This window comes from Nocardia sp. NPDC004582 (genome assembly GCF_053602115.1).
The window spans coordinates 1-11,854 of the sequence record NZ_JBSGCY010000175.1 but is presented as its reverse complement, the minus strand read 5'-3'; the positions used below and the strand labels follow the sequence as shown (position 1 = coordinate 11,854).

Genomic DNA, 11,854 nt, shown 5'->3' with positions numbered 1-11,854 from the left:
GGGATGTAATCCGCCGGGCTGGGCGCCGCGGGCGGCGGGACGGCGATCTCGCCGATCAGCTCCGCGCCCGCAGCTCGACGGGTCGCATCAGTTGCTTCACCATGGGAAGTCCTCGGGCCGAAGGGTGTCGATCCTGACCGGTGCTGCGAAATCTCCGGTGACCAATTTAGACCCGACCAGGCGGTTTGACTCGAGGTTGGCCGATTCCGGCCGGCGTCAGGTCAGCAGGGTGCGGACGACGCCGTCGGCGAGCAGGCGGCCGCGGTCGGTGAGGATCAGGTGCTCACCCACCCGCTCGGCCAGACCGTCGGCGATCACCCGCTCAGCGGCGGCGCGGCCGTCGGCGTCGAGGTCGGCCAGCGGCAGGCCGGTGCGCAGCCGCACGGTCAGCATGACGCGTTCGGTGTAGCGCTCCTCGGCGGTCAGCGACTCCCAGCCCGCGGCGGGCAGCGCACCCGTGGTGACCCGATCCGCGTAGCGCGCAGGGTGTTTCACGTTCCACCAGCGGGTGCCGCCGACGTGACTGTGCGCGCCCGGGCCCGCGCCGAGCCAGTCGCCGCCGTCCCAGTAACCGAGGTTGTGGCGGCAGCGGCCCGCATCGGAGGCCGCCCAGTTGGAGACCTCGTACCAGTGCAGGCCTGCCGCGGCCAGGCGGGTGTCGATGCGCTCGTAGCGGGCGGCGAGCACGTCGTCGTCGGGGGCGGGCAGTTCGCCGCGGCGGACCCGGCGAGCCAGCGCGGTGCCGTCCTCCACGATCAGCGAGTAGGCCGACACGTGGTCCACGCCCGCCGACAGCACGGCGTCGAGGCTGGCGTCCAGATCGGCGTCGGATTCGCCCGGCGTGCCGTAGATGAGGTCCAGGTTGACGTGGTCGAAGCCCGCCGCGCGGGCTTCCTTCGCGGCCGCCACGGCCCGCCCCGGCGTGTGGGTACGGTCCAGGATCTTCAGCACGTGCTGGGCCGCCGACTGCATGCCCAGCGAGATCCGGGTGTACCCGGCCACGCGCAGCCGCTCGAAGAACTCCGGCGAGGTGGATTCCGGATTGGACTCGGTGGTCACCTCCGCGCCGGGCGCGAGGGTGAAGTTGCCGCGGATCGCGTCGAGCACCCCGGCCAGGCCGTCACCGCCGAGCAGCGACGGGGTACCGCCGCCCACGAACACCGTCTCCACCGCGGGTGTCGCCGAGGGCAGCGCGTCGAATTCCCTTGCCGCCGTGGCCAGCTCGCCGCGCAGCGCCTCGAACCAGGACTGCGGCGAGGACGAGGAGCCCAGCTCCCCCGCCGTGTAGGTGTTGAAGTCACAGTATCCGCAGCGGGTGGCGCAGAACGGCACGTGGATGTAGATCCCGAACGGCCCGCCCCCGAAGTCGCGCAGCACCGGCGCGTCGACGTCCCGCGCGGAAGCCGTGCCGGTGGTCTGTTCGGGAGCGGTGGAGGTCACCCGTTCAGTGTGACCGGTTGCCCGCGTCACAGCGCACCCGGTCGCCCACGCCCCACCCTGGGCTCGGGCGGCGGCCTTGGCCGAAGGCCGCGGTGGGTCCCGACAACGACAACGCGAAGCCGGGTTGGGCCCGATCGCGGGCGGTACGAATCCGGGCCCGATCGGCCGCGGTACGAAACCAGACCCCGACCGGGTCGCAGGCTGCCCGGAGGCGTACCCGGCCGTCATGGCCGCTGGTGCCGGGCGAACGCCCGGGCCGACGGCTTCCGGCTCCACCCGGCGGTATTCGGTGAATCCGGGTACATTCCAAAAGATTTCGGCGGGCCGGGTGCGAGCTGGTCCGGGTGCGGACGGGGACGAGCCGATGATCGAGGTGCCGCGGCACGAGATCGACGCCAAGTCGATCAGGGAAGTGGACGAAGGGTCGGTGGCCCCGGTGGTCTACCGGTCGCGGCGGCCGGTGCGGCCGGACGGGCCGAACTTCTCGCGGTCCATGGACGGGGTGCTGCTGGCCACCATGCTGCTGTCGGATCCGGCGGCGCTGCGGTCGCGGACCTGGTATTTCGCCCATTCGACCGAGCAGACGGTGACGCGGCGGTTCCGGGCGGACGGCATCGAATCCGGTTTCGATCGCCACGACAAGGTGGCGGGCTGGCGGGCGGCGTTCTGGTGGACGCTCATCGCCCGCGACGCCGAGGCCATGGCCGAGCTGGTGGACTATCCGATCGACCGCCTGCGCGAGTTCGGCGACAACGCCTTCGACGACTTCCAGTACGAGTGGGTGCGGCTGCTGCAGACGGCGTGGCGGTACGGCCCGAAGAGCGTCTACGAGGCGGCCTGGGCCCTGGACACCACCAGCCGGGTCGGCGCGCAGGGCGTCACCGACCTGCTGTTCCGCCCGGCCGTGGAGGTGTTCATCCGGCTGGCCGACGGCGACTCCGAGGGCTTCGACCGCGAGCTGACCCACGCGCTGCGCCGGCATCGGGCGTTCTTCGACAACGACGGGTGGCGCAACGACCCCGAGGGCGTCTTCTCGCTCCCGCTGCTGGCCCTGGCCTGCTGGGCCCGGGACCTGGGCTATCGCACGGCCGTCCGCTCGGAATACCTACCGGCCGGATTCATCGATCGGCCGGATTGGATGTTCTCCCCGGAACTGGGTGACGAGCTGGCCCGCCTCGCCGCCGCGAAGGCCCGCCTGACCGAGGCCGACGCCGATCGCGCGTCCTAGACTCGCGCCGAATCGCCGAGGCATTCACGCCGAATCGTTCAGGTCAACCGTCCAAGTGGTTTGCCCGGTGTTGATCTATGATGCCCGTCACAAATCGGACAATATATCCAGGGGATTTCCCGGAAAACTGCGGAAAATTCGATCCGGCAGTCGGAACGACCCTTCTGACGTGGCACAATAAGCCGCATGACTGGACTCGGAGTACGACTCGTGGCGCGTCGCCATGTCGACTTCAAGCGTGTCTGCAGCGCGAGCTGTCTGTCCGGAAGCCTCCGGTAGATCGGCTCCCATTCTCCCGGAATCCGGCGTCTCCCTGACGCCGTATAGAGCCGGTTCTCTGATATCGGAGGCGTGAGCCAGCCCCTCCCGCCTGCCCGCAAGACCTTCAGGAGCGACCCCCATGACGTCGAGCACCGACGCCACCAGTTCCGATACGCCGCAGACTGTGCCCGATTCGGCGCAGCCGGTCCGGCGTGAGCGCACGGCCCGTCCGGTGAAGCGCAAGTCGGAGGGCCAGTGGGCGCTCGGCTACCGCGAGCCGCTCAACGCCAACGAGCAGTCCAAGAAGGACGACAACCCGCTCAATGTGCGCGCCCGTATCGAGAACATCTACTCGAAGCAGGGTTTCGACTCGATCGACAAGAGCGATCTGCGCGGCCGCATGCGCTGGTGGGGCCTCTACACCCAGCGTGAGCAGGGCTACGACGGCACCTACACCGGCGACGAGAACATCGACCTGCTCGAGGCCCGCTACTTCATGATGCGGGTGCGGTGCGACGCGGGCGCGCTGAACCTCGCCCAGCTGCGCACCCTCGCGGGCATCTCCACCGAGTTCGGCCGCGACACCGCCGACCTGTCCGACCGCGAGAACGTCCAGTACCACTGGATCGAGATCGAGAACGTGCCGGAGATCTGGCGCCGCCTGGAAGCGGTCGGCCTGCAGACCACCGAGGCGTGCGGCGACTGCCCGCGTGTCGTGCTGGGCTCGCCGCTGGCCGGTGAGTCGCTCACCGAGATCCTCGACCCGACCCCGGCCATCGACGAGATCGTCAAGCGCTACATCGGCAAGAAGGAATACTCCAACCTGCCGCGCAAGTTCAAGACCGCCATCTCCGGCCAGCAGGACGTGGTGCACGAGATCAACGACGTCGCCTTCGTCGGCGTCGTGCACCCCGAGCACGGGCCCGGCCTGGACCTGTGGGTCGGCGGCGGCCTGTCCACCAACCCGATGCTGGCCCAGCGCCTGGGCGCGTGGGTGCCGCTCGACGAGGTTCCCGACGTGTGGGAAGCGGTCGTGTCGCTGTTCCGCGACTACGGCTACCGCCGCCTGCGCACCAAGGCCCGCCTCAAGTTCCTGGTCAAGGACTGGGGTGTGGAGAAGTTCCGTCAGGTGCTCGAGGACGAGTACCTGAAGCGCAAGCTGATCGACGGCCCCGCGCCGGTGCAGCCGGAGCGCCCGATCGACCACATCGGTGTGCAGAAGCTGCGCAACGGCCTCAACGCCATCGGCTTCTCCCCCATCGCCGGTCGCGTGTCGGGCACCATCCTGACCCAGGTCGCCGACGCCGTCGAGGCGGTCGGCTCGGACCGGGTGCGTTTCACCCCCTACCAGAAGCTCATCGTCCTCGACGTCCCCGACGACAAGGTCGAGCAGCTGATCGACGCGCTGGAACCGCTGGGCCTGCACGGCCGTCCGTCGATCTGGCGGCGAAACCTGCTGGCGTGCAGTGGCATCGAGTTCTGCAAGCTGTCGTTCACCGAGACCCGCAAGCGCTCGCAGGTGCTCGCGCCCGAGCTGGAGCAGCGGCTCGCCGACATCAACGCGCAGCTCGACGTCCCGATCACGATCAATATCAACGGCTGCCCCAACTCCTGCGGCCGGTCCCAGATCGCCGACATCGGCTTCAAGGGCCAGCTGGTCGACGACGGCGACGGGAATCAGATCGAGGGCTTCCAGGTTCACCTCGGGGGCAGCCTGGGTCTCGACTCCGGTTTCGGCCGGAAGTTGCGCCAGCACAAGGTCACCAGCGAGGAACTGGGCGACTACATCGAGCGCGTGGTGCGCAACTTCGTCAAGAACCGTGACGAGGGTGAGCGTTTCGCGGTGTGGGCTGTTCGTGCCGATGAAGCAGACCTGCGGTAGTTGGGAGAGACATCAATGACCACCACGAAACTCGCCGAGTCCGAGCTGCGCGCCATCGCCGAGAAGGGCAATGCCGAGCTGGGCCCGAACGCGACCGCGCGGGAACTGCTGCAGTGGACCGAGGACACCTTCGGCGCCAACTACATCGTCGCCTCCAACATGCAGGACGCGGTGCTGGTGCAGCTGGCCTCGCAGGTCCGTCCCGGCGTGGACGTGCTGTTCCTCGATACCGGCTACCACTTCGCCGAGACCATCGGCACCCGGGACGCGGTCGAGTTGGTGTACGGCGTGAACATCGTCAATGTGACGCCGGAAAACACTGTCGCCGAACAGGATCAGCTGCTGGGCAAGGATCTGTTCGCCCGCGACGCCGCCGAATGCTGCCGCCTGCGCAAGGTGGTCCCCCTGAAGAATTCCCTCGTCGGATACAACGCCTGGGTGACCGGCATCCGTCGAGTGGAGGCGCCGACTCGCGCCAACGCACCCCTCATCTCCTACGACGAGGGCTTCGGCCTGGTGAAGATCAATCCGATCGCCGCCTGGTCGGATGACGAGATGGCGGCCTACATCGAGGCCAATGGCATTCTCGTCAATCCCCTTGTGGAAGAGGGTTATCCGTCCATCGGTTGCGCTCCGTGCACGCGGAAGCCGGAACCGGGATCCGATCCGCGATCCGGCCGCTGGGCCGGGCTCGCCAAGACCGAATGCGGGTTGCACGCGTCATGACCTCACTCGAGACTGAATTCGACACTCTCGCCGCGCTCGAATCCGAGTCCATCCACATCTTCCGTGAGGTGGCGGGCGAATTCGAGCGGCCGGTGATCCTGTTCTCCGGCGGCAAGGACTCCACCGTCCTGCTGCACCTGGCGATCAAGGCCTTCTGGCCCGCGCCGCTGCCGTTCGCGCTGCTGCACGTGGACACCGGGCACAACCTGCCCGAGGTGCTCGCGTTCCGCGACAAGGTGGTCGAGAAGTACGGCCTGCGACTGCATGTCGCCTCGGTCGAGGACTACCTCGCCGACGGCCGCCTGACCGAGCGCCCCGACGGCATCCGCAACCCGCTGCAGACCGTGCCGCTGCTGGACGCCATCAACGAGAACCGCTTCGACGCGGTCTTCGGCGGCGGCCGCCGCGACGAGGAGCGTTCGCGCGCCAAGGAGCGCATCTTCTCGCTGCGCGACGCCTTCGGCCGCTGGGACCCCAAGCGCCAGCGTCCCGAGCTGTGGAACCTGTACAACGGCCGGCACGCTCCGGGCGAGCACGTGCGCGTGTTCCCCATCTCCAACTGGACCGAGCTCGACATCTGGCGCTACATCGCCCGCGAGGACGTGGAGCTGGCCAGCATCTACTACGCCCACGAGCGCCCGGTGTACCAGCGCGACGGCATGTGGATGACCCCCGGCGTGTGGGGCGGCCCGGCCGAGGGTGAGGAGCTGCTGGTCAAGTCCGTGCGCTACCGCACCGTCGGCGACGGATCCACCACCGGCGCCATCATTTCCGACGCCGCCGACAATGACGCGATCCTCGCCGAGGTCGCCGCGTCCCGGCTCACCGAACGTGGCGCGACCCGAGGCGACGACCGTGTCTCCGAGGCCGCCATGGAAGACCGCAAGCGAGAGGGTTACTTCTGATGTCCGACCTGTTGAGACTGGCCACCGCCGGATCGGTCGACGACGGCAAGTCCACCCTGGTCGGCCGGCTGCTGTACGACACGAAATCGGTTCTCGCGGACCAGATCGACGCGGTCACCCGCGCGTCGGTCGACAAGGGTCTGTCGACGCCGGACCTGTCGCTGCTGGTGGACGGCCTGCGCGCCGAGCGCGAGCAGGGCATCACCATCGACGTGGCGTACCGCTACTTCGCCACGCCGAAGCGGTCTTTCGTGCTCGCCGACACCCCGGGCCACGTCCAGTACACCCGTAACACGGTGTCGGGCGCGTCCACGGCGCAGCTGGTGATCCTGCTGGTCGACGCGCGCAAGGGCGTCATCGAGCAGACCCGCCGCCACGCCGCGGTCATGGCGCTGCTGGGTGTGCCGAAGCTGGTGCTGGCCGTCAACAAGATCGACCTGGTGGATGATCCGGCCGGCGTCTTCGAGCGGATCACCTCCGAATTCGGTGAGCTGACCGCCAAACTCGGCTGGGCTCCCGAGGACATCCAGGAGATCCCGGTCTCGGCGCTGCACGGCGACAATGTCGCCTCGCGGTCGGAGAACACCCCGTACTACACCGGTCCCTCGCTCATCGAGCACCTGGAGTCGGTGCCGGTGGACGCGGACGTGCACGGCCGCCACGAGATCGGGCTGCGCTTCCCGGTGCAGTACGTGATCCGGCCCCGCACCGCCGACTACCCCGACTACCGCGGCTACGCGGGTCAGGTCGCGGCGGGCCTGGTGTCCAAGGGCGACGAGGTCGTGGTGCTGCCCTCGGGCACCCGCACCACGGTCGAGCGCATCGACACCCCCAATGGTGAACTCGCCTCGGCGCAGCCGGGCCGCAGCGTCACCCTGGTGCTCGCCGACGACGTGGACGTCTCGCGCGGTGACGTGATCGCCGCCGCCGACTGCGCTCCCGAGCCGATCGACGCCTTCGACGCCACCGTCTGCTGGCTCGGCGACAAGCCGCTGCGCCCGGGCGCGCGCCTGCTGCTCAAGCACGGCACCCGCACCACGCAGGCCATCGTCGGCGCGCTCATCGAGCGTTTCGACGAGCAGCACCTGGCCGCCGACCCCAGCCCGGAGTCGCTGTCGCTCAACGACATCGGCCGCATCTCGGTGCGCGTGGCCGACCCGATCGTGGCCGACGACTACAGCGTCAACCGCCACACCGGCTCGTTCCTGCTGATCGATCCCGCCGGCGGCAACACCCTGGCCGCGGGCCTGGTCGGCGACGCGCTGACCGCGGTCGAAGTCGGAGCCTGAGATGAATCCGCCCGGCACCGGCGCAGTTCCGGCCGTCTCGCCGGGCGGTTCGGCCTCGAACACCGCGCTCGGCACCATGGTGACCGTGCGCGGCGGGGCGGCTTCGCCCTTCCGGATCGAGCACGCGCCCGCGCTGATCGCGGTGGCGCACGGCAGTCGTGATCCGCGCTCGGCCGCGACCATGCGGGACGTGGTCGCGCGGATCGCGGCGCAGCGGCCGGATCTCGATGTGCGGCTGGCGTTCCTGGATCTGAGTACGCCGTCGGTGGATCAGGTCATCGATGCCGTCGCGGCCGACGGGCATTCGCACGCCGTGGTGGTGCCGTTGCTGCTGGGCAACGCGTTTCACGCGCGGGTGGACCTGCCCGGTCTGCTGGACGCCGCGCGCGACCGGCATCCGCGGCTGCGCCTGACCCAGGCCGAGGTGCTGGGTCCCGACCCGCACCTGATCATCGCCCTGCGCGATCGCATCGCGGCGGCCATGGCCGCGGGCACCGACTTCCGGCCCGCCGCCGTCAGCGACGCCTCGACCGGGCGGTTGCGGCGGGCGGCGGGTCCGCGCTGGGGTATCGCCGTCGCCGCCGTGGGCTCGACGTCCGCGGTCGCCAATACCCGCACCGGCGACGTGGCGCGCCTGCTCACCGCCATGACCGGCTGGGACACCGAAATCTGTTTCGCCACCACGCAACCCACGGTCGACAAGGCCTTCGCCCGGCTGCGGGCGCGCGGGGCCGAACGCATCCTGGTCGCCCCCTGGTTCCTGGCCCCGGGCCTGCTCACCGACCGCCTGCGTGACACCCTGCCGCTGGTCCGGCACGCCGAGACGATCGGCGCCCACCCGCTGCTGGCCGAGGTGGCGCTGGACCGCTACGCCACCGCCGCCCTCCCGCTCGAACTCACCGCCTGACCGGCACCTCCCACGACTTCACTCGAATCCGCGTTCCGCTCAACGAGTCTGGTTCCCAGGCTCGGGGAACGGCAGGTAGGGGATGAGGGAGTGGGCGAGGTTGGTGATGGTCAGCGATTGCAGCCAGACCCGGCCGGGGCCGGTGAGGGCGGCGAGGAACAGGCCGTCACCGCCGAAGAGGACATTGCGGATGCCCTTCATCATGGTGATGTCGAAATCGACCGAGGCGTCGAACAATCCGACGTGGCCGGGGTGGACGCGCAGGGTCTCGCCGGGGGCCAGGTCGTAGGTGATCACCTCGCCGGAGAGCTCCACCCAGGCGTAGCCCGCACCGCTGAGCCGCTGCAGGGTGAAGCCGGTCCCGCCGAAGATGCCCGCGCCCAGGCGCCGCTGGAAGCTCAGCGCCACCCGGACATCGCCTGCGGCGCAGAGGAATCCGTGCCGGTGGACCAGGTATTCACGGTCCTTGCCGATCTGCACGGGCAGGATCTGGCCCGGGAGTTTCGCCGCGAAGGACACGCTGCCCGGCTGACGGTGGGCGGTGTACTCGGTCATGAACAGGCCCGCCCCGGCCATGGCCCGGCGGACCGCGCCGAAGACGCCGCCGGCCGCGGCCCGGGTGGAGGTGTTGAGGCGGATGCTCTCGGTCATCCACGACAGCTGGCCCGCTTCGGCGATGAGGCTGTCGCCGGGGTCGAGCGCGACCTCGAGCACCGGCATGACCGTCCCCCGGATTCTGGCGTCCATCAGGCTTCCCCTCCCGTGTGCACAACTCACCCCAGTGTGCCCCGACGCCGGTCGCGGCGCGATCGTCGCCGACTTGCCACCGCACCGGCCGAGTCAGTAAATTAGGCTTTCCTTACCTAATAGAAGGCTCGACATGCTCCAGATCAGCGGCACCCGGCAGCTCACCGGGACAGCGGGCATCCCGCGGGACTCCTGGGGCGCCACCGCCGCGTACGCGCTGCTCGCCACCGGTGCGCTGACCGCCGCCCTCTGGATCGCGGCCCACGTCACCGCGAGCCCGGCCGTCCACACCGGCGGCGTATTCGTCCACCTCGCCTCGCTGGTGGTGGGATTCGGCGGCGTGCTCACCGCCGACTCGTTCGTCCTGCGCTGGGCCGCGGGCCGGCTCGACCTCGCGTCCGCCCTGCGCGCGGTGAGCCGCCTGCACGTCCCGATCTGGCTGGGCCTGGCCGGGCTGGTGGCCAGCGGCTGCGTGCTGGAACCCGACTTGTCCTCCACCATGACCCGCACCAAACTGGCGCTGGTCCTGGCGCTGACGCTCAACGGAATTCAGGCCTACTCCCTCAACCGCCGGCTGTCGGCGCGCGGCGACCTTCCGCTGACTCCGCGGCTGCTGGCGTGGGGCGCGGCCACCGGGGTGACGTCACAGATCTGCTGGTGGGGCGCGACCGCCATCGGCTTCCTCAACGCCAGGCACTGACCACCCGCCCGATACGCTGGGCGAATGATCAAGGCTGCGGTATTCGATGTGGGCGAGACACTGATCGACGAGACGCGCATCTGGTGCCGCTGGGCCGACCGGCTCGGCGTGCCGCGCTTCGCGTTCCTCGGTGTCATCGGTGGTATGGCGGCCACCGGACGTCCCCTCACCGACGCCTTCGCCCTGCTCTGGCCCGACCTCGACCTCGAGGCCGAGCAAGCGGCCTGGGCCGCCGAGGAACCCGCGAGCCTGCGCAACAACTTCGACGCCGACGACCTCTACCCGGACGTGCGCCGCGCGCTGCGCGAACTGCAGCGCCGCGGGATCACCGTGATCATCGCGGGAAACCAGCCGCCGCAGGCGAAGTCGGCGCTCGAGCGCATGGATCTGCCGGTGGACGCGGTCTACACCTCGGCCGAATGGGAGCTGGAGAAGCCGGATCCCAAGTTCTTCGCGAAGGTCGCGGAGGTGGCGGGGGTCGAGCCCGGCGAGATCTGCTACGTCGGCGACCGCGTCGACAACGATGTACTGCCGGTGCTGGCGGCGGGCATGCGGCCGGTGCTGATCCGCCGCGGGCCGTGGGGGTACCTGACCGCCGAGCTGCCCGACGCGGCGCGGGCCACGGTCATCGACAGCCTCGACGAGCTGCCCGATCTGCTCGCGCCCGCCTGATCTCCTAATTACATGACACATCAAGCGTGACGGCCGTTTTCCGCCAGCGGCCGGTCTCCGCGCGGCGTTGACTATGACATGTCAACGAAATCCGCTCTACCGCAAGGAGACACAGTCATGACCCGGTTCGAATCCAAGGTCGTCCTGATCACCGGCGCCACCTCGGGAGTCGGCGCGGCCGTGGCCCGGCGGATCGCCGCCGAGGGCGGGTCCGTGGTGCTCGGCGCGCGCGGCAAGGAAGCCGGCGACCGCGTGGCCGAGGAGATTCGCGCCGCGGGCGGACGGGCGCTGTTCGTGCCCACCGACGTCACCGTCGAAGCCGACGTGGAACGCCTCACCGCCGCGGCCGTCACCGAATTCGGCCGCCTGGACGCGGCTTTCAACAACGCGGGCGCGGTCAACGCCTTCGGGCCGGTGCAGGACATCGACGCGGCGGGCTGGCGCGCCGACCTCGAACTGAACCTGACCGCCGTCTATTACGGCCTGCGCCATCAGGTTCCGGCGCTCGCGGCCACCGGCGGGGGCGCGATCCTCAACAATGCCTCCAACCTGGGTGTGGTCGGCATGGCGCAGGTCGCGCCGTACGTGGCCGCCAAACACGGCGTGGTGGGCCTGACCCGCGCGGTCGCCCTGGAGGCGGCCGAGCGGTCCATCCGGGTCAATGCCCTGGTCTCGGGCGCGGTCGACACCCCGGCCTTCCGGAACTCCATGGGCGCCACCCCGGAAGGCGAGGCCGCCATCGCCGCCCTGCACCCGCTGGGCCGCATCGCCCGCCCCGACGAGATCGCCGCCTTCTGCGCCTATCTCCTCAGCGACGAGGCGTCTTTCATCACCGGCGCGGCCCTCGCCGTCGACGGCGGCTTCACCGCCCGCTGACCCGCCGCGCGCACGCGACAGGCCCACCACCGCGCCCGGGCACTGGAACGCGGGGGTGGGCCGGTCACTCTGGCGTCACGACTGCGGGAACCCGCGGGCCCCGCACCCCTGACACCGGTCCATGCGAGGGCTCCCCCTCACTCGACGGCGGCCGATGTAGTAGAACAACCCGACCGCGAGTGCCGCACCGACGAAGGTCGATGTCTGCTGCAGCAGGTACC

The 11,854-nt window shown here is 69.9% G+C and carries 11 protein-coding genes; 9 read left to right on the top strand and 2 right to left on the bottom strand.

Translation table 11 applies throughout. The annotated features are described in order from the left end of the window. Positions 1-216 precede the first annotated feature (216 nt). Positions 217-1,377, bottom strand: coding sequence for a radical SAM family heme chaperone HemW (gene hemW / locus ACWELJ_RS30520; RefSeq protein ID WP_452369563.1), 1,161 nt, complete (start codon positions 1,375-1,377; stop codon positions 217-219). Between the two features lie 427 nt (positions 1,378-1,804). Between hemW and ACWELJ_RS30515 the strand changes: the two genes are divergently transcribed. The 6 genes from ACWELJ_RS30515 to ACWELJ_RS30490 all read left to right on the top strand — a co-directional run bounded on the left by ACWELJ_RS30515 (position 1,805) and on the right by ACWELJ_RS30490 (position 8,638). Next, positions 1,805-2,668, top strand: a complete 864-nt coding sequence (locus tag ACWELJ_RS30515; RefSeq protein ID WP_452369561.1) for an immunity 49 family protein — start codon at positions 1,805-1,807, stop codon at positions 2,666-2,668. Between the two features lie 400 nt (positions 2,669-3,068). Next, complete coding sequence (locus ACWELJ_RS30510) at positions 3,069-4,811, top strand: nitrite/sulfite reductase (RefSeq protein ID WP_387306823.1); 1,743 nt, start codon at positions 3,069-3,071, stop codon at positions 4,809-4,811. 15 nt (positions 4,812-4,826) lie between these two features. Beyond that, positions 4,827-5,537 carry a phosphoadenylyl-sulfate reductase gene (locus tag ACWELJ_RS30505; RefSeq protein WP_452369560.1) on the top strand — a complete coding sequence of 237 codons (711 nt, stop codon included), beginning with the start codon at positions 4,827-4,829 and terminating at the stop codon, positions 5,535-5,537. Continuing rightward, positions 5,516-6,442: a sulfate adenylyltransferase subunit CysD gene (gene cysD, locus ACWELJ_RS30500; protein ID WP_452369559.1), complete on the top strand. Its 927-nt coding sequence runs from the start codon at positions 5,516-5,518 to the stop codon at positions 6,440-6,442. The genes ACWELJ_RS30505 and cysD overlap by 22 nt, the downstream gene beginning before the upstream one ends. Beyond that, positions 6,442-7,731, top strand: a complete 1,290-nt coding sequence (locus tag ACWELJ_RS30495) for a sulfate adenylyltransferase subunit 1 (protein WP_452369558.1) — start codon at positions 6,442-6,444, stop codon at positions 7,729-7,731. The genes cysD and ACWELJ_RS30495 overlap by 1 nt, the downstream gene beginning before the upstream one ends. 76 nt (positions 7,732-7,807) lie before the next feature. Then, positions 7,808-8,638, top strand: coding sequence for a sirohydrochlorin chelatase (locus tag ACWELJ_RS30490; protein ID WP_452369562.1), 831 nt, complete (start codon positions 7,808-7,810; stop codon positions 8,636-8,638). 39 nt (positions 8,639-8,677) lie between these two features. Here ACWELJ_RS30490 and ACWELJ_RS30485 read toward each other — a convergent pair whose 3' ends face one another. Continuing rightward, a complete protein-coding gene (locus tag ACWELJ_RS30485; protein ID WP_452369557.1) occupies positions 8,678-9,385 on the bottom strand; it encodes a TIGR00266 family protein in 708 nt (235 codons plus the stop codon). A gap of 133 nt (positions 9,386-9,518) precedes the next feature. On the opposite strand from ACWELJ_RS30485, the gene ACWELJ_RS30480 reads away from it, so the two are divergent. The 3 genes from ACWELJ_RS30480 (at position 9,519) to ACWELJ_RS30470 (ending at position 11,633) form a co-directional block, all read left to right on the top strand. Continuing rightward, positions 9,519-10,085 (top strand): hypothetical protein, encoded by a 567-nt coding sequence (locus tag ACWELJ_RS30480; protein ID WP_452369556.1) that lies wholly within the window; start codon positions 9,519-9,521, stop codon positions 10,083-10,085. A 24-nt stretch (positions 10,086-10,109) separates the two neighbouring features. Next, a complete protein-coding gene (locus ACWELJ_RS30475; protein ID WP_452369555.1) occupies positions 10,110-10,757 on the top strand; it encodes an HAD family hydrolase in 648 nt (215 codons plus the stop codon). A gap of 117 nt (positions 10,758-10,874) precedes the next feature. Continuing rightward, the gene (locus ACWELJ_RS30470) at positions 10,875-11,633 is read left to right on the top strand and encodes an SDR family NAD(P)-dependent oxidoreductase (RefSeq protein ID WP_452369554.1); all 759 of its coding nucleotides are present in this window, start codon (positions 10,875-10,877) and stop codon (positions 11,631-11,633) included. Positions 11,634-11,854: the final 221 nt, after the last annotated feature.

Bases quoted from the DNA above. Each gene is read 5' to 3' on its own strand.
- ACWELJ_RS30515 (WP_452369561.1), top strand. From the start codon at position 1,805: ATGATCGAGGTGCCGCGGCACGAGATCGACGCCAAGTCGATCAGGGAA.
- ACWELJ_RS30510 (WP_387306823.1), top strand. From the start codon at position 3,069: ATGACGTCGAGCACCGACGCCACCAGTTCCGATACGCCGCAGACTGTG.
- ACWELJ_RS30505 (WP_452369560.1), top strand. From the start codon at position 4,827: ATGACCACCACGAAACTCGCCGAGTCCGAGCTGCGCGCCATCGCCGAG.
- cysD (WP_452369559.1), top strand. From the start codon at position 5,516: ATGCGGGTTGCACGCGTCATGACCTCACTCGAGACTGAATTCGACACT.
- ACWELJ_RS30495 (WP_452369558.1), top strand. From the start codon at position 6,442: ATGTCCGACCTGTTGAGACTGGCCACCGCCGGATCGGTCGACGACGGC.
- ACWELJ_RS30490 (WP_452369562.1), top strand. From the start codon at position 7,808: ATGGTGACCGTGCGCGGCGGGGCGGCTTCGCCCTTCCGGATCGAGCAC.
- ACWELJ_RS30485 (WP_452369557.1), bottom strand. From the start codon at position 9,385: ATGGACGCCAGAATCCGGGGGACGGTCATGCCGGTGCTCGAGGTCGCG.
- ACWELJ_RS30480 (WP_452369556.1), top strand. From the start codon at position 9,519: ATGCTCCAGATCAGCGGCACCCGGCAGCTCACCGGGACAGCGGGCATC.
- ACWELJ_RS30475 (WP_452369555.1), top strand. From the start codon at position 10,110: ATGATCAAGGCTGCGGTATTCGATGTGGGCGAGACACTGATCGACGAG.
- ACWELJ_RS30470 (WP_452369554.1), top strand. From the start codon at position 10,875: ATGACCCGGTTCGAATCCAAGGTCGTCCTGATCACCGGCGCCACCTCG.